Here is a 22,529-nt window from a genome sequence, read left to right as displayed (position 1 = left end):
CGCCCCTCAGGGCAGCATGGTCTGTGAAATAGTATAGAGATTCATCCCCTGAAAGGCTTTGCTTTTTGTCATTTATTGTTCTCTTCCAGCGAATCAGATAGCGTCAGCTTAATCGGTTCAACAGCGAAGGTCAGCCCTTTTTCGCCGTTGTCTGCCACCACATAGCGAATCGCGCCTTCCGTTTCGGCGTAGTAAGGTTTGTTTTTACCGTTAGTCAGCAATTTTTGCAGCTTTTGCGTACTTTGCGCCGCAGTTAGCGTCGGTGAGAAGGCGCGGATAAACGCCGCCATATACTCCTGGGCCTTTGCTTTCGCCGCTTTTTGCTCGGGCCCTTGCACCGGCAGCCAAGTTATCTGCATCGATTTAATTTTTAGCGTGCCGCGTTCCAGCGCCGTCGAGGCATAGAGGTAATCATTGATTTTTGTGGCTGCGCGCGTCAGGTTCGCCTGGTCGCCCCGACTATCCACCGCGCGAAATTCACTGAGCGCCAGCGTCGGGTTGTCGGTATTAAATTTTTCGCGGAACTGACTAATCGACTGGTCAAATGTCGGCGCACCCGGCAGTAAATAGGGCGCAGTAGTGGCGGTCGGCGGCTCTTCTGCATGAACCGGCATGCTGAAAACCAGCGCGGAAAAGAGCAGCCAAATGGGGTAACGCCATGCTTTCATTCACATCGCCCTTTGTTGAGTTTGTTCACGATTAAAACGATATCGGGCTGGCTTGTCAAAAACTCCCGCCGCCAGGGTAAACTACGCAGCATTACGATAAAAGGAACCTTACATGGGCATACAGCAGTGGTTGTTCTCTTTTAAAGGGCGCATTGGGCGTCGTGATTTTTGGGTCTGGGTGATCCTGTGGGTGTTGAGTATGACGGTGCTGTTCGCGTTGGCTAACAGCGGTATGCTCGATTTTCAGATGGCCGCATTTATCCTGGTATGTCTGATCTGGCCGACAACCTGCGTGATGGTAAAACGTCTGCATGACCGAGGTCGTCACGGTGCGTGGGGCTTGTTGATGGTGCTGGCGTGGATGCTGCTTTCGGGCAACTGGCAAGTGCTGGGCGGTACGCTTGAGTGGACAGTGGGGCGTCTGATTCCGGTGGTAATCATTGTCATGATGCTCATTGACCTGGGCGCGTTTGTTGGCACCCAGGGGGAAAACAAGTACGGCAAAGAGACGCTGGACGTAAAGTACCGCTGATCACCAATAGTGCTCGGCGGTGATATGCCCCGGGCGGCGGCGCAGGTGTTTTGCCATCTGCCGGGTATCTTTCAGTAACTGTGTGGTATCGCGCACCATTTGCGGGTTGCCGCACAGCATCACATGGCTGGTTTCGGCGTTCAACGCAAGCCCTACGGCCTCTTCCAGCGCACCGCTTTCAATCAACGCCGGAACGCGCCCGGTCAGCGAACCGGAAAGGGTTTCCCGGCTAACCACTGTCTGAATCCGCAATTTCCCTTCGTAGCGCTTTTGCAGCTCCAGCATCAGCGGCAAATAACTTAAATCCGCCGCGTAGCGCACCGCATGCACCAGCACCAGGTTTTTGAAGCGTTCCAGATCCTTGCCTTCTTGCAAAATCGACAAATATGGCCCGATCGCGGTGCCGGTTGCCAGCATCCATAACGTATCGCAGTCAGGGACTTCTTCCAGCACGAAGAAACCAGCAGCTTCGCTTACCAGCAGCACTTCATCTCCCGGCTGGAGCGCGGCCAGGCGGGGGCTGAGTTTCCCTTCCGGTACGGTTACGAGATAGAACTCCAGATCGGGATTGCTCGGTGCGTTCACGTAAGAGTAGGCGCGCTGTACGCGTTCGCCGTCAATTTCCAGCCCGAGCTTGGCGAATTGTCCTGCAGTGAAGGGATGAACGGGGGCATGAACGGTGAGGCTGAACAGCGCATCGGTCCAGAACTGCACCTTTGTGACTTTTCCTGTTACCCAGTCCGCCATGGTTTTCTCCTGTTCTGTAGCGTTGCTTTATCTTCGTGTCTGTCGCATGAGATTTCCAGCCTGCGAAGGCCGGAAAGCTCAATTGAACAAATACCCTTACAGTATATGACGCTGTACTTCCGGGTCTTTGCGATCCAGGTAATGAATAGATTGAATACGGCGAATGGTGCGCGATTTACCGCGGATCAGCAGCGTTTCGGTGGTGGCGATATTGCCCTTACGCGTGATGCCGTCCAGCAGGTCGCCTTTGGTAATGCCGGTGGCGGCGAAGATCACATTGTCGCTGCGCGCCATTTCATCCAGACGCAGCACATTGCCTGCTTCAATCCCCATACCGCGGCAGCGTTTTAATTCATATTCGCCAATACGACGGTTCTCTTCGTTGTCGCCTTTCACCTGATGGCGCGCCAGCAGACGACCCTGCATATCGCCATCGAGCGCGCGGATCACCGCCGCAGAGACTACACCTTCCGGCGCACCGCCAATGCCGTACAGGATGTCCACTTCGCTATCCGGCATGCAAGTGAGGATCGACGCGGCAACGTCGCCATCGGGAATAGCGAAAACGCGTACGCCCAGCGCTTGCATCTCGGCGATAGTCGCGTCGTGACGTGGTTTGGCAAGAATGGTCACCGTCAGCTCGCTTAGTGATTTGCCGAGCGCAGAAGCGACATTGCGCAGGTTGTCGGCCAGCGGCAGATTGAGATCAATAGCGCCTTTCGCACCAGGACCAACAATCAGTTTCTCCATGTACATGTCCGGCGCGTTCAGGAAACAGCCCTTATCGCCGACCGCCAGCACCGCCAGCGCATTGGCCTGGCCCATTGCCGTCATGCGTGTCCCTTCGATTGGGTCAACGGCGATATCGACCGCGTCACCTTTGCCGGTACCGACTTTTTCACCGATGAACAGCATTGGCGCTTCGTCGATTTCGCCTTCACCGATCACGATGGTCCCGTCAATATCGACATTGTTGAGCATGATGCGCATAGCGTTAACCGCTGCGCCATCTGCCGTGTTCTTATCGCCACGACCCAGCCATTTGTAGCCAGCCAGCGCTGCAGCCTCGGTCACACGGGAGAATTCGATGGCAAGTTCTCGTCTCATAACAAACTCTATAGTGAAAGAAATTGAGCGAAGTTTATCACAGCGAGAAGAGGTGGGTTTGTTGGACAGCCCTCTCCCCGAAGAGAGAGGGCAAAGTTGAGGCAAATTACTCGTCGTGATCTTCCCACGCCAGCGCGCGTTTCACCGCTTTTTTCCAGCCGTTGTAGCGGACGTTACGCTCGGTGGTTTCGATCCCCGGACGGAATTCGCGTTCGATAACCGCTTTTTCCTGCAGTTCATCCAGGTTCTGCCAGAAGCCAACCGCAAGACCAGCGAGGTACGCTGCGCCCAGCGCCGTGACTTCACGCACTTCCGGACGTTCTACGCGGGTGCCGAGAATGTCAGACTGGAACTGCATCAGGAAGTTGTTGGCAACTGCGCCGCCATCCACGCGCAGAGCATGTAAACGAATGCCGGAATCCGCCTGCATCGCTTCCAGCACGTCGCGCGTCTGGTAGGCGATAGATTCAAGCGTAGCGCGGATGATGTGGTTCGAGTTGACGCCACGGGTCAGACCGAAAATAGCACCGCGTGCATACGGGTCCCAGTACGGCGCGCCCAGGCCGGTAAAGGCCGGGACCACGTACACACCGTTGGTATCTTTCACTTTGGTGGCGAAGTATTCAGAGTCAAATGCATCACTGATAAGCTTCATCTCGTCGCGCAGCCACTGAATGGATGCGCCTGCCATAAACACCGCACCTTCCAGTGCATAGTTCACTTCACCTTTCGGGCCGCAACCGATGGTAGTTAACAGACCATGCTCTGATTTCACCGCTTTTTCGCCGGTGTTCATCAGCATAAAGCAGCCGGTTCCGTAGGTGTTTTTCGCCATCCCTTCTTTCACACACAGTTGGCCAAACAGCGCCGCTTGCTGGTCGCCAGCGATACCGGCGATAGGAATACGTGTACCGCCTTTACCACCAATGTTGGTCTGGCCGTAAACTTCAGAAGATTTACGCACTTCCGGCAGCATGGCGCGCGGGATATCCAGCGCTTCCAGCATTTTGTCGTCCCAGTCCAGCTCGTGGATATTGAACAGCATGGTACGCGAGGCGTTGGTGTAATCCGTCACGTGTACGCGGCCCTGGGTCATTTTCCAGATAAGCCAGGTATCAACGGTACCGAACAGCAGTTCGCCACGTTTCGCACGTTCGCGAGAGCCTTCTACGTGGTCGAGGATCCATTTCACTTTGGTGCCGGAGAAGTACGGGTCAACCACCAGGCCGGTGGTGTTGCGTACATACTCTTCCATGCCATCGCGTTTCAGTTTTTCGCAAATATCGGCGGTGCGGCGACACTGCCAGACGATAGCGTTGTAAATCGGCTTGCCGGTTTCACGTTCCCAGACGATAGCGGTTTCACGCTGGTTAGTGATGCCGATAGCAGCGATTTCGTCGGAATTGATATCCGCTTTCGCTAACACTTCTACCAGCGTTGAACTCTGCGAGGCCCAGATCTCCATCGGGTCGTGCTCAACCCAGCCTGGCTTCGGATAAATTTGTTCAAACTCGCGCTGAGAGACGCTGATGATGTTGGCGTCATGATCCATCACGACGGCGCGGGAGCTGGTAGTGCCCTGGTCGAGCGCAACGATATATTTTTTGTCAGTCATGGTTATGTTCCCGTAGTCACATTACAGCGAAGCTTTTTGTTGAGTCGTGGAGGCAGTACCTTCTTCTTTCGCCGCCTCACTGGTTCCAGACGGCAGATGGCGGCCAATCAGTTTACGATAACCGAATGCGCCGAGCGCCGCGCCTACGATCGGCCCGAACAGCGGGACGAGGAAGTAGGGAATATCTTTGCCACCGGTAAAGGCAACGTTGCCCCAGCCGGCAAGCCAGGCGAACGTTTTCGGGCCAAGGTCACGCGCCGGGTTCATGGCAAATCCGGTTAATGGACCCATTGATGCGCCAATAACGGCAATCAGCAGGCCGATCAGCAAGGGTGCCAGCGGGCCACGCGGAATCCCGTTGCCATCATCACCTAACGCCATGATGACGCCCATCAGCACTGCGGTAATGACCATCTCAACGGCGAAGGCCTGCACAAAGTTGATGTGCGGGTTCGGGTAAGTAGAGAAAATACCCGCCAGATCAAGACTTTCAACACTGCCGCGCACCATATTGTGCGTTTGTTCGAAATCGAGGAAAAGATTGTAGTAAAGCCCGTAAACAAGTGCAGCCGCGCAAAACGCGCCGGCAAACTGAGAAATGATGAAGGGAACAACTTTGCGCCCGTCAAAACTAGCGAAGAGCCATAATGCAATAGTCACAGCCGGGTTCAGATGTGCGCCGGAAACCCCTGCGGTCAGGTAAATGGCCATTGCCACGCCCAAACCCCAGATGATACTGATTTCCCACTGGCCGAAGGTGGCGCCAGCCACTTTCAACGCTGCCACGCACCCTACACCGAAGAAAATCAACAACCCGGTGCCGAGAAACTCGGCGATGCACTGGCCTTTTAAGGTTGATGTCTGACTCATAATCGGATCCTGCAAAAGAGTAATGGTTATTGTTAGCACGGGCGATCGCTCCCCCATGATGTCGTGTAGACATAGTGTTAATTTATCGTTAACGAGCAAAAACGAGAAATATCGAAATTAAAATGTGTGTACTGCGTCAATAAAATGAGCGTTTTCGAGCGCTGAAGCGCGTTTTTGCACCATAGCGAAATGTGAGCTGAATCATTTTTGTAACCCAGGCCTTAACAATTTAGTGGTAGACGCGCGCGTTGCACCAGGATGAGGACTAAAAGTGTTGCAAAGCGCAAACAGCGCGGCTCCGCGCTGGACAGGGGCTGGTGGGCTTCATACAATCGGGGACAAGCGAGATCCGCTCAATATCATAAGGCGTCGCCGATTTTCGGGACGGGGATTTTTAAAGACACGAATCATTCGGGTTGCAAGAAAGCGGTGACGCACCTGCAACACGAAGAATCAAGTGTATATCCATCAACGCCTTGCAACTCAGGAGAGGTATGACAATGTCATTAGAAGTGTTTGAAAAACTGGAAGCGAAGGTGCAGCAGGCGATTGATACCATCACGCTGCTGCAGATGGAAATCGAAGAGCTGAAAGAGAAAAACAATAGCCTGGCGCAGGAAGTACAGTCTGCTCAACATAGCCGTGAAGAGCTGGAGCGTGAAAATCACCAACTGAGAGAGCAGCAACACGGCTGGCAGGAGCGCTTGCAGGCTCTGCTGGGGCGTATGGAAGAAGTCTGATTACGCTTTATCTTTCGCGTAGCTGCGGCATTGGTTGCTTGTATTCACCCCGGTAATAACGTTATCGATGCTGCCGGGGAAACGGGCTTAGGCCTTGCTACAGTGCGAAATCTTTAGGGAAAGTACTACGATGTCGGATAAGCGAAGCGCCATCCGGCAAAAAGAAGAAGGGCACCTGACGGTGCCCTTTTGTTTACTCGATATCGAGGGGATCTTCGGAAAGGATAATGCCGGTGCTATCGGCATAAAGATGGTCGCCGGAGAAAAAGGTCACACCGCCGAAATTGACGCGCACGTCGCTTTCGCCGATGCCTTCGCCCGCTGCGCCAACCGGAATGGCGGCAATCGCCTGAATACCAATATCCAGCTCTTCCAGGTCGTCTACCTGGCGTACTGAGCCATAGACCACAATCCCTTCCCACTCGTTTTGCACCGCAGTGCGGGCGAGATCCGCGTCGATTAACGCACGACGCATTGAACCACCGCCGTCGACCAGCAGGACGCGACCACGGCCGTTTTGTTCGAGCAGATCGTACAGCAACCCGTTATCCTCGAAACATTTTACCGTGATGATTTGTCCGCCAAACGACGACCGTCCGCCAAAATTGGAGAACAGCGGTTCCACGACGTTGATCTCTTCCTGGTAAATATCACAAAGCTCAGAAGTATCGTATTTCATAGGATTAGCGTTCAGTTGCTGCGAGAACCGTCAGTATATCGCGCATCACGCGCTGTTGGCAAAATCATCAATTGTTCGTTGACATTTATCAGTTAAAAATGCGTTTGACTGATGATTATTCCTAATACAAACAATAGATTAGTTAACAGTGCACCTTTTACCGTGCGTTCCAGCATCGGCGGCATGGCGCGCGGGTCAAGCTCGCGCAGCACAAAGCGTGCCTGTTTGATAAGCAGCGGCGCAGCCAGCACAAACAGCCAGCCCCACAGGCTTTGCAGCGAAAACAGGTTAAACAGCGCAAGGCATAACAGCGCGCCAACCAGCAGACCGGCGTGGTAACGGCGTGCATTAATCGGCCCTAATCGCACGACCAGCGTATTTTTGCCGTTTTCGCGGTCGCTTTCGATATCGCGCAGATTATTGATATTCAATACTGCCGTCGCCAGCAGGCCACAGGCGGTCGCGGGTAAAATGACGGCCGGGATCAGCATATGTGTCTGCAAATACCAACTGCCCATTACACTTATCCAGCCGAAGAAAATCAGCACGGAGATATCGCCAAGACCAAGATAACCATACGGACGTTTGCCGATGGTGTAAGTGATGGCGGCAATAATCGACAGCCCGCCGAGCGCAAGGAAGCCGATGAAATCCGCCATTGTTTGTGTCGCCGCGGTTACCAGCAGCAGCCCGGAGATACAGCTCAGCACGATGACAATCATCAGCGCGCGCTTCATCTGCGCAAGGGAAATCGCCCCTTTCTGCATGCCGCGCAACGGACCAATGCGATCCGGTTTATCGCTGCCTTTGACCGCATCGCCGTAATCATTGGCGAGGTTGGAGAGGATTTGCAGCAATCCTGCGGTGATAAGCGCGAGCACCGCCACCAGCGGATCAAAGTAGCCCTGCCACCAGGCCAGCACTGTGCCAACGACAATCGCGGCGAAAGCCAGCGGTAATGTTTTCGGTCGCAGGCTTTCCAGCCATGCCTGGGTGAGACTCAGAGATTGCGTTTCGTTCATAAGGTCAGCCAACAAAAATGGGGGCATAAGCCCCCATCGAGTGTGATGAAAACGTTGTGACCGGGATTATAAGATAAAACGGCTCAGATCTTCATCTGCCACTAAAGCATCAAGATGCTTACTCACATAGTCTGCATCAATGATAATCGTCTCACCGCCCAGATCGCTGGCGTCATAAGAGATATCTTCCATCAGACGTTCCAGCACAGTATGCAAACGACGCGCACCGATGTTCTCCGTGGTTTCGTTCACCTGCCATGCGGCTTGAGCAATGCGTTTGATGCCGTCGTCGGTGAAATCAATATTTACGCCTTCGGTCGCCATCAGCGCTTTGTACTGTACGGTGATAGACGCGTTTGGCTCGGTCAGGATGCGTTCGAAATCTTGCGTGGTTAGCGCTTTCAACTCAACACGGATTGGCAAACGGCCTTGCAGTTCCGGGATCAAATCCGACGGGCTGGCAATCTGGAACGCACCAGAAGCAATAAACAGAACGTGATCGGTTTTCACCATCCCGTGTTTGGTCGACACGGTACAGCCTTCCACCAGCGGCAGCAGATCGCGCTGCACGCCTTCGCGAGAAACATCAGGACCAGAAGTGTTGCCGCGTTTACAGATTTTGTCGATCTCGTCGATAAACACGATCCCGTGCTGCTCAACGGCTTCGATAGCTTCCTGTTTCAGCTCTTCCGGGTTCACCAACTTCGCCGCTTCTTCTTCAATCAGCAGCTTCATTGCGTCTTTGATTTTCAGCTTACGCGGCTTTTGCTTCTGGCCGCCCAGGTTCTGGAACATGGACTGGAGCTGATTGGTCATCTCTTCCATGCCCGGAGGCGCCATAATTTCTACACCCATCGGCGCGGCAGCGAGATCAATTTCAATCTCTTTGTCGTCGAGCTGTCCTTCACGCAGTTTTTTGCGGAAAGATTGGCGCGCAGCGGAAGGCTCAGCGGCTTGTTCCGGCTGACCCCAGTTGTTTTTCGCCGGTGGGATCAATACGTCGAGAATACGCTCTTCCGCCATCTCTTCCGCGCGGTAACGGTTTTTCTCGATCGACTGACTGCGCACCATTTTCACTGCCGCATCGGTCAGATCGCGGATGATAGAATCCACTTCTTTCCCAACGTAGCCGACTTCGGTGAACTTGGTCGCTTCAACTTTGATAAACGGCGCGTTGGCCAGTTTTGCCAGACGGCGGGCAATTTCGGTTTTACCGACGCCGGTTGGCCCGATCATCAGAATGTTTTTCGGCGTAACTTCATGGCGCAACTCTTCATCAAGCTGCATGCGGCGCCAGCGGTTACGCAGGGCAATCGCCACAGAACGTTTTGCCGCGTCCTGGCCGATAATGTGTTTGTCCAGTTCGCTGACAATTTCGCGTGGGGTCATTTCAGACATGGGAGATCCTTACGCTTTATAGGCTAATTCTTCGATGGTATGGAAGTGGTTGGTGTAGATACAGATATCGCCTGCAATCCCCAACGCCTTCTCAGCAATTTCGCGTGCGCCAAGCTCGGTGTTCTCCAGCAACGCGCGGGCAGCGGCCTGGGCGTATGGCCCGCCGGAACCGATGGCGATCAGGTCATTTTCCGGCTGGATCACATCGCCGTTACCGGTGATGATCAGCGACGCGGTTTCGTCGGCAACCGCCAACAGTGCTTCCAGCTTGCGCAGCATGCGATCGGTGCGCCAGTCCTTTGCCAGCTCGACAGCCGCTTTCACCAGATGACCCTGGTGCATTTCCAGTTTACGTTCGAATAATTCAAACAGAGTGAAGGCGTCGGCCGTGCCGCCGGCAAAGCCTGCAATGACTTTGTCGTTATACAGGCGGCGAACTTTTTTCACGTTGCCTTTCATTACGGTGTTGCCCAGTGTGGCCTGGCCATCACCAGCGATAACGACATGGCCGTTACGGCGTACGCTTACGATTGTTGTCACGAGCAGACCCCTTGGTTACAAATGCACAATACAGCGCCCCGCACGGTGTACGGGGCAGAATGCAATTATAAATGGGGGGTGTTTTAGGGGTTTCAACCCCCGGCGGCGAGACGGATGCAGTTTGCGTGACCAGCCATTTTCAGGCGGCTAATGGTGGCATCGGCGCTCTCTTTGCCTTTCACTGGGCCCATCACCACGCGATTCCAGCCATTGTTGCTGGTAATACGTGAGTCGAAACCTTCGAATGCCAACTGTGCGCGTACCGTTTCTGCCTGATCCTGGCCTTTAAACGAACCGCACTGGATAAGCCAGCGGCGATCGTCTTTCTTCTCTGCCGTTTGCGGTTGCGCTTTTGGTGCTTCCACTTCACGCGTTACCGGCGCGGCTTGTTGCGTTTTCGGCGGCGTTGCGGCGGTATGCGGCGGCGTTTGCAGCAGATCCTGATACGGTTGCGAGGTGGCCGCCGGTTTTTGCTGCGTAGTGGGTTGCGTCTGGCGCGGCGGCGGCGTTGTTTGCGTGGTACGCGCCTGCTGCACCGGTTGTTCCGTCACGCGCGGCTGCGTGCGCGGCGGCTGTGCCTGTACAGGCTGCGACTGCGTCCACTGCTGTTGCTGTTGCATCTGCACTTGCTGCTGCGCCTGGCGCTGGCGTTGCAGTGTTTGCTGGCGCTGCTCCGGCGTCTGTTCGTTCCACGGCACTTCGTTGAGCTGTGTCGGTTGCTGGCGCATGTCAGCTTGCATTTGCGCTAACAATTGACGCTGCTCATCGGTCAGTTGCTCCGGTTTTTGCACTTCACCACCGGCCGTTGGCTCGGTTGGCGCACGTACGCCAGGCTGGCGGCTTTCCAGCTCTTTAATGTAGCGCCAGCGCTCTTCTGGTTTCGGTGGCAGGCCGTTGCCGGTCATTTTCTGGTTTTGCAGTGACTCGGATTCTTCTTTTTTGTGGTGCGTAATAAAGTACAAACCACCGATAAAGGCGACCAGCACGGCGGCCGCAATGGCGACCATAGCTGGAGAGACCGCAGACTTGCTGCGCTGTTTTTTCCTTGAGTTACTCGTCTTTCGCCGCGCAGGGGCCGACTGGCTGCGGCGTACATAATCTCGTTGTGCCACTATCGTTTCGCTGTATTTATTTCGTTTATCAGCCCGCCATGTTACTTAAGCGACGGGGTTTTGACCAGAAGAGGGCGTCTGAAAGCCCGCGGCTTTACTTCAGCGCCCGGGTGCTACCGCGCAGGATTAATTCACAGTCCAACAAGCGTGAACCGCTGTTTACGCTATGCCCCTGCAACTGCTCCAGCAGTAATAACATGGCTTCGCGACCAATTTCATAACGCGGTTGCGAAACGGTGGTCAGCGGCGGGTCGCAGAATTCAGCCAGTGAAATGTTATCAAAGCCGATGATCGACAAGTCGTCCGGTACTTTCAAACCCCGGCGTTTAGCTTGCGACAGCGCGCCGAGCGCCATCACATCGCTATGGCAGAACACGGCAGTCGGTGGCCTCGGTAGCATCAACAATTGATCCAACGCCCGTGCGCCTGCCTCAAACGTGAAATCGCCACGCGTGATGTAATGCGGATCAACGGTCACACCAGAACGGCGCAACGCCTGCACATACCCCTGCAAGCGGTAATGGCACAGCGGCATCTCTTCCGGACCGGCGATACAACCGATCCGCTGGTGCCCTTGTTCCTGCAAAAAGTTGACGGCGTTAAATGCAGCGGTCAGGTTATCGATATGCACCGTCGGCAATTCCAGCTCCGGTGCGAATTCATTAGCCATCACCATTGGCGGTAAATTGCGTTGCTCTTCAATGCTGGCGTCAAACGGCAAACGCGAGCCGAGCAGCAGCATGCCATCGATTTGCTTGGTGATAATCAGGTCGATAAAGGTTTTTTCCTGCTGATTTTGATGGGCGCAGTCGCCAATCAGCACCAGATAGCCGTGTTCCGCGGCAGTCACTTCAATGCCGCGAATAATCTCGCTGAAAAAGGGATCGCAAATATCCGGCACAATTACCAGCAGAGTGCGCGATTCATTGCGTTTGACGTTGCGTCCCATCGACTGAGGCAAATAACCCACTTCCATTGCCGCTTGTTCCACCCGATTGCGGGTAGCCTGTGACACTTTTTCCGGGTTCATTAATGCACGTGACACGGTTGCCGTCGAAACCTTTGCTTTCATGGCAACATCTTTCATGGTCGCTGCCGCAACCTGATTTTTGGGTTTCACCTTGTTCTCCTCGCATGCACGGCGCAGGCGTTGTCACATTTTTATCAGATAGTTAAGCGCACCGGTTACAGAATTTTCATGAAAAGTGTGATGAAAGTTGAATTTTATATGCCGGCTCGCAGCCTTAACTTTCAATCGGGTCGACATCCAGCACCCATTTCACTCGCCGCGCGTCCGGCAGGGTGTTAATCAGGGCCAGCGCGCCGGTGACGATATGCTGCAGGCGAATACGGGAAGGGTGTTGTAGCAGCAACTGCCAGCGGTAGCGCCCGGCGCGTTTGGCCGCCAGCGCCGGAACCGGGCCTAAAACCCATAGCTGGTTGTCTGCCAGTGGGCTGGCTTGCAGCAGATTTTTAAGCTGTTGTAGAAACAGCGGCGCGTGCTGGTTGTTCTGATCTTCAGCGCGGATCAACACATGGCTGGTCCACGGCGGCAATTGCATGGTTTGCCGCTCCGCCAGCGCCTGTTCCGCGAAGGTGTCATAACCTTTATGCAGCAGCGTTTGCAGAAGCGGATGTTCCGGGTGGTGCGTTTGCAGTACCACTTCACCCTGTTTGCCTGCGCGCCCGGCACGACCGGAAACTTGGGTATAAAGCTGGGCGAAACGCTCAGCAGCACGGAAATCTGCCGAGAACAACGCGCCGTCGACATCCAGCAGCGCAACCAGCGTAACATCCGGGAAGTGGTGGCCTTTTGCCAGCATTTGTGTGCCAATCAGAATGCGCGCACCGCCACGATGCACTTCTGCAAGATGCTGCTCCAGCGCGCCTTTGCGGCTGGTGGTGTCGCGATCAATACGTGATAGCGGCACACCGGGAAACATCGGCGTCAACGCGTGTTCCAACTGTTCGGTGCCAAGACCAACGGGCAATAAATGTGTAGAACCGCAGGACGGACACTGGCGCGGTACCGGGCGCTGGCTGTCACAGTGGTGACAGCGTAGATGCTGCTGCGCCTGATGGAAGGTGTAATAGTGATCACAGCGCGGGCATTCCGCTATCCAGCCACAGTCATGACACAGCAAGGCAGGCGAAAAACCGCGGCGGTTAAGGAACAAAATAACCTGGTTTCCTGCTTGCAGATGCTGGCGCATACGGTTGATCAGCGCCGGAGCCAGACCGGCCTGTAACGGCTGGCCTTTCAGATCCAGAACATGTTGCATTGCCGGGCGCGCGTGGCCTGCGCGACGGGTCAGGCGCAGCAGGTGATATTTGCGCGACCGCACGTTATGCAGGGTTTCCAGCGCGGGTGTCGCCGAACCAAGAATAATCGGGATCTGCTCACTGTGAGCGCGATAAACCGCCAGATCGCGGGCGTGATAACGCCAGCCTTCCTGCTGTTTATAGGAGCTGTCGTGCTCTTCGTCGATGACAATCACGCCAAGGTTCTTAAACGGGGTAAACAGCGATGAGCGCGTGCCGATCACAATCGCCGCTTCGCCGTTCTTTGCTTTTTGCCATGTTATCAGGCGCTCGCTGTCATTCAGCCCCGAGTGCAGCACCTCGACCGGCGCATTAAAACGCTCGCGAAAGCGGGCAATGGTTTGCGGTGTCAGACCAATTTCCGGCACCATCACCAGCGCCTGCTTTCCCTGCGCCAGCACGTTTTCCAGCACGCTTAAATAGACTTCTGTTTTGCCGGAGCCGGTCACGCCTGCCAGCAACCAGGCGGAAAAGCGATCCGCTGCGCTGTGGATAGCGCCGACCGCAGTGGCTTGCTCTGTGTTCAGACGCAACCGGTCACCGCTAACGGAAAATGTTGTGCGCCAGTCGTTAAAGGTTGGCGTTTCGCTGTTCATCTCCGCCAGCCCTTTGGCGCGCAACGCTTGCAGGGTAACGCTTTTCAGATCCAGCGCTGCCAGTTGATGCTGCCAGATTTTGCCTTTACGCAGCGCCGAGAGTGCTTGCTGCTGCTTAGCTGACTTTACGCGGTTGATGTCCATTGCCTGGCCCTGCTCGGTGGCGAACCAGTAGCCCTGAAACTCCGCGCTGGCGGGTTTAGTCTGGCGCAGCAGAACGGGAAGGGCGTTGAACAACACATCACCGATCGGATGGTGGTAATACTCCGCCGCCCAGAGCAATAGCCGCCAGACCGCCGGGGAAAAAACCGGTTCGCTGTCGAGCACCTCTTCCACGCTTTTGAGATCGGCCAGCGGCAACTCGCTTTCGTCGCCCACTGCCATCACAATGCCGATGCGATGCTGGTTACCAAACGGCACACGCACGCGACAGCCCGCGCGCGCGGACATCTCATCCGGCAACAGGTAATCGAACGTGCGGGGCAAAGGTACAGATAGCGCAACGCGGGCGACGGGCATCTCATCATCCTGACTTGAAAACTGGCGGGATAGTATACACATTGTTGCTACGGGCGAGCGGATCAGTTTGCATGTGCTGGCTAATTTCTGTATGATTCGCCGCCTTTGATGCGTTTTGAACGTGCCAAAGATACACTTACATATTAACTCGCGTGGTGTCTGGCGTTAGGGCTGGAAGAGCGACGCGGCCTTAAACTGAGGTTTCCCATGAAAAAAGGTATTCACCCGAATTATGTAGCGATTACTGCAACTTGCTCTTGCGGTAACGTAATCAAAACCCACTCAACTCTGGGTCGCGATCTGAACCTGGACGTGTGTGGTCAATGCCACCCGTTCTTCACCGGCAAGCAGCGTGATGTTGCAACTGGTGGCCGTGTTGACCGTTTCAACAAACGCTTCAGCATCCCGGGCAGCAAATAAGTTGCCAAAGAAAAAAGCGCCGAAAGGCGCTTTTTTTGTCTCTGCGTTTTGCCGAAAGGGTGAATTTTTGTGATGAATATCACAAAAATATTGCTCTGACTAAAAAACGCGCATATTCTTTTCGCCATCCACTCCTGTGAACCTGAGCGAAAGAAATGAGCGATTTGCTAACGGCTGTGAAAAACGTATTTATGTCTTACCTGCTCTCACTGGCGGAAGTGCACCCGGAAGTCACGCGCTTCTGAGCGAGCCGATGAGATAAACAAAAAGGGCGGAAGATATCTTCCGCCCTTTTTGTTGCGATCAGTATTCCCACGTATCCGGGTCGATGCCCAGTTCACGCATAATCACTTTCGCCTCTTCCGGGATTTCGTCGCTGCGCTCTTTGCGCAGGTCTTCATCGTTCGGCAAGGGTTGACCGGTAAACGCATGCAAAAACGCTTCACACAGCAGCTCGCTGTTGGTGGCGTGACGCAAGTTGTTCACCTGACGACGGGTACGTTCATCGGTGAGGATTTTTAACACCTTAAGAGGAATGGAAACCGTAATTTTTTTTACTTGTTCACTCTTCTTGCCGTGCTCAGCGTATGGGCTGATATATTCGCCGCTCCATTCAGCCATGAGATACCTTTAATCCTCTCAGTCATTAGTCTAAACCCGGGCACCGCCGGGCCGTAATTCCGCGTAGTTTACCGTAGAGTCACCATGGTGACACGGTGTATCGCTCCGCTACCGGTACTAAAGCGTATAATTTTAACGGCTATTGCGCTTTTGCTCAATCTATACGCAAAGAAGTTTAGATGTCCAGATGTATTGACGTCTATTGCCGCAGTGTTTACTCTGTCGTGAGACTTTTCATCCATTAAGCCAGGAAGCCTTCACCATGACGCGTAAACAGGCCACCATCGCAGTGCGTAGCGGATTGAACGATGACGAGCAGTACGGTTGCGTTGTCCCGCCGATTCATCTCTCCAGTACCTATAATTTCACCGGCTTTAACGAACCTCGCGCGCATGACTACTCGCGTCGCGGCAATCCAACGCGTGATGTGGTTCAGCGCGCGTTGGCGGAACTGGAAGGTGGTGCGGGCGCGGTATTGACCAATACCGGCATGTCGGCGATTCACCTGGTGACGACCGTGTTTCTCAAACCTGGCGACCTGCTGGTAGCACCGCACGACTGCTATGGCGGCAGCTATCGCCTGTTCGATAGCCTGGCGAAACGCGGTTGCTACCGGGTGAAATTTGTTGACCAGGGCGATGAGCAGGCATTGAAAGCGGCGTTAGCGGAACAACCGAAGCTGGTGCTGGTCGAAAGCCCAAGCAACCCGTTGTTGCGCGTGGTGGATATCGCGAAAATCTGCCAGCTTGCGCGTGAAGCTGGCGCAATCAGCGTGGTGGATAACACGTTCCTGAGCCCGGCATTGCAGAACCCGTTAGCGCTGGGCGCGGATTTGGTGCTGCACTCCTGCACCAAATACCTCAACGGCCATTCCGATGTGGTAGCGGGCGTGGTGATTGCGAAAGATGAGGCTACTGTCACCGAACTGGCATGGTGGGCGAATAATATTGGCGTCACCGGCAGCGCCTTCGACAGTTATCTGCTGTTGCGTGGTCTGCGTACGTTGTCGCCGCGCATGGAAGTGGCGCAGCGTAACGCACAAGCGATTGTCGATTTCCTGCAAAAACAGCCGTTGGTGAAAAAGCTGTACCACCCATCTCTGCCGCATAATCAGGGGCATGAGATTGCTGCGCGTCAACAAAAAGGCTTTGGCGCAATGTTAAGTTTTGAGCTGGATGGCGACGAACAAACGCTGCGTCGTTTCTTAAGTGGTCTATCGTTGTTTACGCTGGCGGAATCATTAGGCGGGGTTGAAAGCTTAATCTCCCACGCCGCGACAATGACTCACGCAGGCATGGCGCCCGAAGCGCGCGCCGCAGCGGGAATTTCTGAGACGCTATTGCGTATCTCAGCCGGTATTGAAGACAGTGAAGATCTAATTGCCGATCTGGAAAATGGCTTCCGGGTCGCAGCTGAGGGGTAAACATGAGTGTGATTGCGCAGGCAGGGACGAAGGCTCGTCAGCTGCACAAATTTGGTGGGAGTAGTCTGGCGGATGTGAAATGTTACCTGCGCGTCGCAGGGATCATGGCGGAGTATTCACAACCGGGCGACATGATGGTTGTCTCGGCCGCAGGCAGCACCACCAACCAGCTGATCAGCTGGCTGAAGTTGAGCCAGACTGACAGGCTTTCTGCGCATCAGGTTCAACAATCGCTGCGTCGTTACCAGACTGATTTAATCAACGGGCTGTTGCCCGCAGCGATTGCCGACGGTCTGACCAGCGAGTTTATTCACGATCTTGAACACCTCGCGGTGCTGCTGGATGGCGGCATCACCGACGCGGTTTACGCCGAAGTGGTCGGCCATGGTGAAATCTGGTCGGCGCGTTTAATGTCTGCCTTGCTGAATCAGCAGGGTCTGGATGCCGCTTGGCTGGATGCCCGCGATTTCCTGCGTGCAGAACGCTCGGCGCAACCGCAGGTGAATGAAGGCGCGTCTTATCCTCTGCTGCAACAACAACTGGCGCAGTATCCGGGTAAACGTATCGTCGTGACCGGCTTTATCAGCCGCAACGAAGCTGGCGAAACCGTGCTGTTGGGGCGTAACGGCTCGGATTACTCGGCAACGCAAATAGGCGCGCTGGGCGATGTCTCCCGCGTAACCATCTGGAGTGATGTGGCGGGCGTTTACAGCGCGGACCCGCGTAAAGTCAAAGATGCTTGTCTGCTGCCGCTGCTACGCCTTGATGAAGCCAGCGAGCTGGCGCGTCTGGCGGCACCGGTGTTGCATGCGCGTACATTGCAGCCCGTCTCCGGCAGTAATATCGATCTGCAATTGCGCTGTAGTTACAACCCGGAACAGGGGTCGACACGCATTGAACGTGTGCTGGCTTCCGGCACCGGGGCGCGGATTGTCACCAGCCATGATGACGTTTGCCTGATTGAATTTCTGGTGCCGTCCGGGCAGGACTTTAAGCTGGCGCACAAAGAGATTGATCTGATTCTTAAGCGCGCGCAGGTGCGCCCACTGGCGGTTGGCGCCCATGCTGACCGCAACTTATTGCAACTGTGCTACACCTCAGAAGTTGTCGATAGCGTCTTTAAACTGCTTGATGAAGCCGGTTTGCCGGGTGAATTGCGTTTGCGCCAGGGGCTGGCGCTGGTAGCAATGGTGGGAGCGGGCGTGTGTCGTAACCCGTTGCACAGTCACCGTTTCTGGCAGCAGCTTAAAGGCCAGCCGGTGGAGTTTATCTGGCAATCTGACGAAGGCATTAGCCTGGTTGCCGTTCTGCGCGTTGGCCCAACGGAAAGCCTGATTCAGGGGCTGCATCAATCGCTGTTCCGCGCAGAAAAACGCATTGGTCTGGTGCTGTTTGGCAAAGGCAATATTGGTTCCCGCTGGCTGGAGTTGTTCTCGCGCGAGCAGAGCGCGTTGTCGGCGCGTACCGGTTTTGAATTTGTGCTGGCGGGCGTGGTGGATAGCCGCCGCAGTTTGCTGAGTTATGACGGACTGGATGCCAGCCGCGCGCTGGCGTTCTTTAACGATGAAGCAGTAGAGCAGGATGAGGAGTCGCTGTTTTTGTGGATGCGCGCCCATCCGTACGACGATCTGGTGGTGCTGGACGTTACCGCAAGCTCGCAGCTAGCGGAGCAGTATCTGGATTTCGCCAGCCACGGCTTCCATGTGATCAGCGCCAACAAACTGGCCGGAGCCAGCACGACCGATAAGTATCGTCAGATCCACGATGCGTTCGAAAAAACCGGACGCCGCTGGTTGTATAACGCGACTGTTGGTGCAGGTCTGCCGGTGAATCATACCGTGCGCGACCTGCGTGAAAGCGGTGATGCGATTCTGGCGATCAGCGGGATTTTCTCCGGTACGCTCTCCTGGCTGTTCCTGCAATTCGACGGTTCCGTGCCGTTTACCGATTTAGTGGATCAGGCCTGGCAGCAAGGGTTGACCGAGCCGGATCCACGCGTTGATCTTTCCGGCAAAGATGTGATGCGCAAGCTGGTGATCCTCGCCCGCGAGGCGGGTTACGATATCGAACCAGACCAGGTGCGCGTGGAGTCTTTAGTACCTGCGGGTTGCGAAGAGGGATCGGTCGATCACTTCTTTGAAAACGGTGACGAGCTGAATGACCAGATGGTGCAACGCCTGGAAGCTGCCCGTGAAATGGGGCTGGTGCTGCGTTATGTGGCTCGTTTCGATGCCAACGGTAAAGCGCGCGTCGGCGTTGAGGCCGTTCGGGCGGAACACCCGCTGGCGGCGGTTTTACCGGGGGATAATGTCTTCGCCATTGAAAGCCGCTGGTACCGCGATAACCCGCTGGTGATCCGCGGGCCGGGTGCGGGTCGTGATGTGACCGCCGGTGCTATCCAGTCGGATATCAATCGCCTCGCACAGTTACTGTAGTCCCTTTCTCTTATCCTCTCTCTGAACAGGGAGAGGATGCTTCTACTGCATCATGAACTTTTTTCATCTTCGCTGAACATTCCTCACACAGAATGGTGATTTTCCTGTTGACGCCCCGATCGTTTTCCGTCATTTTTACATCTGGACGTCTAAACGTATAGAAGTTCACAAGACAATAGACAATGACATGTGATTGATGAGGTAAGGTATGAGCTTTTTTCACGCCAACCAGCGGGAAGCCCTGAACCAGAGCCTGGCGGAAGTTCACGGCCAGATTAATGTTTCCTTTGAATTTTTCCCGCCGCGCACCAGTGAAATGGAACAGACCTTATGGCACTCCATCGATCGTTTAAGCAGCCTGAAGCCGAAATTTGTTTCGGTGACTTATGGTGCAAACTCGGGCGAGCGCGATCGCACACACAGCATCATTAAAGGCATCAAAGACCGCACCGGGCTGGAAGCGGTGCCGCATTTGACCTGCATCGATGCCACGCGTGACGAGTTGCGCACTATCGCGCAGGATTACTGGAACAACGGCATTCGCCACATTGTGGCATTACGCGGTGATTTACCACCGGGCGGCGGCAAGCCGGACATGTACGCTGCCGATCTGGTGACGTTGTTAAAAGAGGTCGCGGATTTTGATATCTCCGTCGCCGCTTACCCGGAAGTTCACCCGGAAGCGAAAAGCGCGCAGGCCGATCTGTTGAACCTGAAGCGGAAAGTAGATGCGGGCGCGAGCCGCGCGATTACCCAGTTCTTTTTCGATGTGGAAAGCTACCTGCGTTTTCGCGATCGCTGTGCGGCAACCGGTATTGATGTTGAGATCGTGCCGGGTATCCTGCCGGTTTCGAATTTTAAGCAGGCGAAAAAATTTGCCGATATGACCAATGTGCGTATTCCGGCGTGGATGTCGCAAATGTTCGACGGCCTGGATGACGACGCGGAAACCCGCAAACTGGTGGGCGCAAATATCGCCATGGATATGGTGAAAATTTTAAGCCGCGAAGGGGTGAAAGATTTCCACTTCTATACGCTGAACCGCGCCGAAATGAGTTACGCCATTTGCCACACGCTGGGCGTTCGTCCGGCGGTGTAAAAAAGAAAAGCCGGATCGCGATCCGGCTTTTTTATGGCTAACTGAAAACCACGTCCTGTGGGCTGGTTATCAACAGATTTTGGCTCTGCATTGTCTTTGAATTTACCTCTCACAGGACTGGCCGAGACTTCTTTTAAGGGTTTTGGTACGCGTAATCAATGCCGCTTTCTATAAAATCGAATGCTATTCCCACTCCTCCAGGAACCGTTTCCCGTACTGGTCGGCAACCAGCAGCGCGGCATAGACCTGATCCGGTGTCGCACCGCCCGGCATATTATGAATGGTTTCCCCTTGTGCACAGGCAGCCTGTGCCACGATGCGCATTTTTGCTGGAATATCGGTTTTGATATCCAGCTGCGCCAGCGTAATCGGTAAGCCGACGGTATGGCACAGCGCCGCGACCGTTTCGATCTCTTCCAGCGGTGCATTTTCCAGCACTAACTGGGTTAAGGTGCCAAATGCCACTTTTTCGCCGTGATAGTAATGATGTGCCTCCGGGATCGCCGTGATGCCGTTATGAATGGCGTGTGCCGCCGCCAGACCACCGCTCTCAAAGCCGACGCCGCTCAGGTAGGTATTGGCTTCCACCACGCGCTCCAGCGCAGGCGTCACAACATGCTGCTCGGCGGCGAACATCGCTTTTTCACCCTCTTCAAGCAGCGTGTTGTAACACAGCTCCGCCAGCGCGAGGGCGGATTGGGTACACTGACCTCCCGCCATCGTTTTTGCGCCACTGCGTGAACAAGCACGCGCTTCAAACCAGGTAGAGAGCGCATCGCCAATCCCGGCCGCCAGCAAACGCGCTGGCGCACCGGCGACGATTTTGGTATCGACAATTACCCGATCCGGGTTATTAGGTAGCAGCAAATAGCGATCGAACTCGCCGCTGTCGGTGTAGATAACCGACAGCGCGCTACAGGGCGCATCGGTAGACGCAATAGTCGGGGCGATCGCTACCGGCAACTGCATGAAATGCGCCAGCGCTTTAGCGGTATCCAGCGTTTTGCCGCCGCCGATGCCGAGCACCGCACCACAGCGGGCGCTTTCTGCTACACCGCGCAGTCGGTCAATTTCATTTTGTGAACATTCACCGCCGAACGGCGCGATTTCACAGGTCAGCCCGGCATCCACCAGACTTTTTTGCAGCGTTTCCTGCGCAAAACCGAGAACAAATTTGTCACCGACCACCAGCCAGCGATCGGCCAGCGGTTTGAGATAGTCACCGAGGCGGGTGATAACGTCTGCACCCTGGATATACTTGCCCGGCGACTGGATGATGCGGTCCATATACTGCCTCCTTACAGGTTGAGGTTGCCAAAAGCTGTTTTCCAGTCCTGTTCAAACTTCTCAATGGCTGACTCTACTGCGGGCGTGTTGAGCATTTGTTGCGCTACATCTAATGGGAGCGTGATCGCTTCGCATCCGACCAGCAAACACTCCAGTGCCTGGCGTGGCGTTTTAAAACTCGCGGCCAGCACTTTGCTTTCCGGCGCATGCAGTTGCAGCAGGGTTTGCAACTCCTGCACCATGCGGATCCCGTCTCCGCCCTGCGCATCGACGCGGTTAACATAAGGAGCGACATATTTCGCGCCCGCCAGTGCGGCAAGCAGCCCTTGCGTGGCGCTGTAAACTGCCGTGCCCAGCGTGACAATGCCCTCTTTTTTCAATTGCTTGATGGCGGCGAGACCCTCAGCTGTCACCGGGATTTTAACCACGATATCCGGTACGGCGTTATTGAGGCGTTTGGCCTCCGCCACCATGCCATCGGCTTCGCGGCTCATTACCTGGGCAAACAGCGTTCCCTGTGGGCCAATAACGCGTTGCAGGCGTGGCAATACATCCCAGAGGGAGTCTTTACCGGCAGCGATAATGCTTGGATTGGTGGTTACACCCGCCAGCGGGTAAATCCGCGCCAGGCGCTCCACTTCCGCGACGTTTGCGGTGTCCAGATACAGTTCCATCATGCTTCCTCATAGAGCGTTTCTGCACACAGCATAAGAGCGCGGGTTGTGTACCCGCCATATAACAAATCTGCCAAATACTGGACAAATGTGATCGAGAGAG

General features: G+C 55.0%; 21 protein-coding genes. 6 read left to right on the top strand and 15 right to left on the bottom strand.

What is annotated here, in order from left to right; all coding sequences use genetic code 11:
• Nucleotides 1-68 precede the first annotated feature (68 nt).
• On the bottom strand, nt 69-668 hold the full coding sequence (locus tag E0L21_RS20920; protein WP_131412887.1) for a YiiQ family protein: 600 nt from the start codon (nt 666-668) through the stop codon (nt 69-71).
• A 112-nt stretch (nt 669-780) separates the two neighbouring features.
• Here E0L21_RS20920 and E0L21_RS20915 point away from each other — a divergent pair, with 112 nt between their 5' ends.
• Nucleotides 781-1,200 (top strand): DUF805 domain-containing protein, encoded by a 420-nt coding sequence (locus E0L21_RS20915; protein ID WP_131412885.1) that lies wholly within the window; start codon nt 781-783, stop codon nt 1,198-1,200.
• Here E0L21_RS20915 and fpr read toward each other — a convergent pair whose 3' ends face one another.
• The 4 genes from fpr to E0L21_RS20895 form a co-directional block, all read right to left on the bottom strand.
• Entirely contained in the window at nt 1,201-1,947 is a 747-nt protein-coding gene (gene fpr, locus E0L21_RS20910; RefSeq protein WP_131412883.1) for a ferredoxin--NADP(+) reductase, read from the bottom strand.
• Nucleotides 1,948-2,043: 96 nt separating this feature from the next.
• Nucleotides 2,044-3,054 carry a class II fructose-bisphosphatase gene (glpX, locus tag E0L21_RS20905; RefSeq protein WP_131412881.1) on the bottom strand — a complete coding sequence of 337 codons (1,011 nt, stop codon included), beginning with the start codon at nt 3,052-3,054 and terminating at the stop codon, nt 2,044-2,046.
• Between the two features lie 106 nt (nt 3,055-3,160).
• On the bottom strand, nt 3,161-4,669 hold the full coding sequence (gene glpK / locus E0L21_RS20900) for a glycerol kinase GlpK (RefSeq protein WP_131412879.1): 1,509 nt from the start codon (nt 4,667-4,669) through the stop codon (nt 3,161-3,163).
• A 21-nt stretch (nt 4,670-4,690) separates the two neighbouring features.
• Nucleotides 4,691-5,539, bottom strand: coding sequence for an MIP/aquaporin family protein (locus E0L21_RS20895; protein WP_131412877.1), 849 nt, complete (start codon nt 5,537-5,539; stop codon nt 4,691-4,693).
• A gap of 494 nt (nt 5,540-6,033) precedes the next feature.
• On the opposite strand from E0L21_RS20895, the gene zapB reads away from it, so the two are divergent.
• Nucleotides 6,034-6,279, top strand: coding sequence for a septal ring assembly protein ZapB (gene zapB, locus E0L21_RS20890; RefSeq protein ID WP_131412875.1), 246 nt, complete (start codon nt 6,034-6,036; stop codon nt 6,277-6,279).
• Nucleotides 6,280-6,472: 193 nt separating this feature from the next.
• Here zapB and rraA read toward each other — a convergent pair whose 3' ends face one another.
• From rraA to priA, 7 genes are all read right to left on the bottom strand, one after another.
• Complete coding sequence (gene rraA / locus E0L21_RS20885; RefSeq protein ID WP_020455956.1) at nt 6,473-6,958, bottom strand: ribonuclease E activity regulator RraA; 486 nt, start codon at nt 6,956-6,958, stop codon at nt 6,473-6,475.
• A 92-nt stretch (nt 6,959-7,050) separates the two neighbouring features.
• Nucleotides 7,051-7,980: a 1,4-dihydroxy-2-naphthoate polyprenyltransferase gene (menA, locus tag E0L21_RS20880; protein ID WP_131412873.1), complete on the bottom strand. Its 930-nt coding sequence runs from the start codon at nt 7,978-7,980 to the stop codon at nt 7,051-7,053.
• A 66-nt stretch (nt 7,981-8,046) separates the two neighbouring features.
• Nucleotides 8,047-9,378 (bottom strand): HslU--HslV peptidase ATPase subunit, encoded by a 1,332-nt coding sequence (gene hslU, locus E0L21_RS20875; RefSeq protein ID WP_131412871.1) that lies wholly within the window; start codon nt 9,376-9,378, stop codon nt 8,047-8,049.
• A 9-nt stretch (nt 9,379-9,387) separates the two neighbouring features.
• Complete coding sequence (gene hslV / locus E0L21_RS20870) at nt 9,388-9,918, bottom strand: ATP-dependent protease subunit HslV (RefSeq protein ID WP_020455959.1); 531 nt, start codon at nt 9,916-9,918, stop codon at nt 9,388-9,390.
• A gap of 92 nt (nt 9,919-10,010) precedes the next feature.
• Entirely contained in the window at nt 10,011-11,030 is a 1,020-nt protein-coding gene (gene ftsN, locus E0L21_RS20865) for a cell division protein FtsN (protein ID WP_131412869.1), read from the bottom strand.
• A gap of 94 nt (nt 11,031-11,124) precedes the next feature.
• Nucleotides 11,125-12,150 (bottom strand): DNA-binding transcriptional regulator CytR, encoded by a 1,026-nt coding sequence (gene cytR, locus E0L21_RS20860; RefSeq protein WP_131412868.1) that lies wholly within the window; start codon nt 12,148-12,150, stop codon nt 11,125-11,127.
• Between the two features lie 124 nt (nt 12,151-12,274).
• A complete protein-coding gene (gene priA / locus E0L21_RS20855) occupies nt 12,275-14,467 on the bottom strand; it encodes a primosomal protein N' (RefSeq protein ID WP_131412957.1) in 2,193 nt (730 codons plus the stop codon).
• A 207-nt stretch (nt 14,468-14,674) separates the two neighbouring features.
• Here priA and rpmE point away from each other — a divergent pair, with 207 nt between their 5' ends.
• Nucleotides 14,675-14,887: a 50S ribosomal protein L31 gene (rpmE, locus tag E0L21_RS20850; RefSeq protein WP_131412866.1), complete on the top strand. Its 213-nt coding sequence runs from the start codon at nt 14,675-14,677 to the stop codon at nt 14,885-14,887.
• Nucleotides 14,888-15,190: 303 nt separating this feature from the next.
• Here the strand turns inward: rpmE and metJ are convergent, their stop codons facing one another.
• Nucleotides 15,191-15,508 carry a met regulon transcriptional regulator MetJ gene (metJ, locus tag E0L21_RS20845; RefSeq protein ID WP_007369220.1) on the bottom strand — a complete coding sequence of 106 codons (318 nt, stop codon included), beginning with the start codon at nt 15,506-15,508 and terminating at the stop codon, nt 15,191-15,193.
• A 262-nt stretch (nt 15,509-15,770) separates the two neighbouring features.
• Between metJ and metB the strand changes: the two genes are divergently transcribed.
• The 3 genes from metB (at nt 15,771) to metF (ending at nt 20,465) form a co-directional block, all read left to right on the top strand.
• Complete coding sequence (gene metB, locus E0L21_RS20840; RefSeq protein WP_131412864.1) at nt 15,771-16,931, top strand: cystathionine gamma-synthase; 1,161 nt, start codon at nt 15,771-15,773, stop codon at nt 16,929-16,931.
• A 2-nt stretch (nt 16,932-16,933) separates the two neighbouring features.
• Nucleotides 16,934-19,366, top strand: coding sequence for a bifunctional aspartate kinase/homoserine dehydrogenase II (locus E0L21_RS20835; RefSeq protein ID WP_131412862.1), 2,433 nt, complete (start codon nt 16,934-16,936; stop codon nt 19,364-19,366).
• A 208-nt stretch (nt 19,367-19,574) separates the two neighbouring features.
• Nucleotides 19,575-20,465 (top strand): methylenetetrahydrofolate reductase, encoded by an 891-nt coding sequence (gene metF, locus E0L21_RS20830; protein WP_017459628.1) that lies wholly within the window; start codon nt 19,575-19,577, stop codon nt 20,463-20,465.
• A 183-nt stretch (nt 20,466-20,648) separates the two neighbouring features.
• Here the strand turns inward: metF and gldA are convergent, their stop codons facing one another.
• Both gldA and fsa read right to left on the bottom strand, forming a co-directional pair.
• Nucleotides 20,649-21,752 (bottom strand): bifunctional L-1,2-propanediol dehydrogenase/glycerol dehydrogenase, encoded by a 1,104-nt coding sequence (gene gldA / locus E0L21_RS20825; protein ID WP_131412860.1) that lies wholly within the window; start codon nt 21,750-21,752, stop codon nt 20,649-20,651.
• 11 nt (nt 21,753-21,763) lie between these two features.
• The gene (gene fsa / locus E0L21_RS20820; RefSeq protein ID WP_131412955.1) at nt 21,764-22,426 is read right to left on the bottom strand and encodes a fructose-6-phosphate aldolase; all 663 of its coding nucleotides are present in this window, start codon (nt 22,424-22,426) and stop codon (nt 21,764-21,766) included.
• Nucleotides 22,427-22,529 lie beyond the last annotated feature (103 nt).

This window comes from Kosakonia quasisacchari (assembly GCF_004331415.1).
GTDB classification, from domain to species: Bacteria; Pseudomonadota; Gammaproteobacteria; order Enterobacterales; family Enterobacteriaceae; genus Kosakonia; species Kosakonia quasisacchari.
The sequence above is the reverse complement of the archived record's forward strand: the minus strand, read 5'-3'. Positions and strand labels throughout refer to the sequence as shown.

Excerpts from the sequence above, each read along its gene's own strand:
- E0L21_RS20920 (WP_131412887.1), bottom strand. The coding sequence starts at position 668 with ATGAAAGCATGGCGTTACCCCATTTGGCTGCTCTTTTCCGCGCTGGTT.
- E0L21_RS20915 (WP_131412885.1), top strand. The coding sequence starts at position 781 with ATGGGCATACAGCAGTGGTTGTTCTCTTTTAAAGGGCGCATTGGGCGT.
- fpr (WP_131412883.1), bottom strand. The coding sequence starts at position 1,947 with ATGGCGGACTGGGTAACAGGAAAAGTCACAAAGGTGCAGTTCTGGACC.
- glpX (WP_131412881.1), bottom strand. The coding sequence starts at position 3,054 with ATGAGACGAGAACTTGCCATCGAATTCTCCCGTGTGACCGAGGCTGCA.
- glpK (WP_131412879.1), bottom strand. The coding sequence starts at position 4,669 with ATGACTGACAAAAAATATATCGTTGCGCTCGACCAGGGCACTACCAGC.
- E0L21_RS20895 (WP_131412877.1), bottom strand. The coding sequence starts at position 5,539 with ATGAGTCAGACATCAACCTTAAAAGGCCAGTGCATCGCCGAGTTTCTC.
- zapB (WP_131412875.1), top strand. The coding sequence starts at position 6,034 with ATGACAATGTCATTAGAAGTGTTTGAAAAACTGGAAGCGAAGGTGCAG.
- rraA (WP_020455956.1), bottom strand. The coding sequence starts at position 6,958 with ATGAAATACGATACTTCTGAGCTTTGTGATATTTACCAGGAAGAGATC.
- menA (WP_131412873.1), bottom strand. The coding sequence starts at position 7,980 with ATGAACGAAACGCAATCTCTGAGTCTCACCCAGGCATGGCTGGAAAGC.
- hslU (WP_131412871.1), bottom strand. The coding sequence starts at position 9,378 with ATGTCTGAAATGACCCCACGCGAAATTGTCAGCGAACTGGACAAACAC.
- priA (WP_131412957.1), bottom strand. The coding sequence starts at position 14,467 with ATGCCCGTCGCCCGCGTTGCGCTATCTGTACCTTTGCCCCGCACGTTC.
- rpmE (WP_131412866.1), top strand. The coding sequence starts at position 14,675 with ATGAAAAAAGGTATTCACCCGAATTATGTAGCGATTACTGCAACTTGC.
- metJ (WP_007369220.1), bottom strand. The coding sequence starts at position 15,508 with ATGGCTGAATGGAGCGGCGAATATATCAGCCCATACGCTGAGCACGGC.
- metB (WP_131412864.1), top strand. The coding sequence starts at position 15,771 with ATGACGCGTAAACAGGCCACCATCGCAGTGCGTAGCGGATTGAACGAT.
- E0L21_RS20835 (WP_131412862.1), top strand. The coding sequence starts at position 16,934 with ATGAGTGTGATTGCGCAGGCAGGGACGAAGGCTCGTCAGCTGCACAAA.
- metF (WP_017459628.1), top strand. The coding sequence starts at position 19,575 with ATGAGCTTTTTTCACGCCAACCAGCGGGAAGCCCTGAACCAGAGCCTG.
- gldA (WP_131412860.1), bottom strand. The coding sequence starts at position 21,752 with ATGGACCGCATCATCCAGTCGCCGGGCAAGTATATCCAGGGTGCAGAC.
- fsa (WP_131412955.1), bottom strand. The coding sequence starts at position 22,426 with ATGGAACTGTATCTGGACACCGCAAACGTCGCGGAAGTGGAGCGCCTG.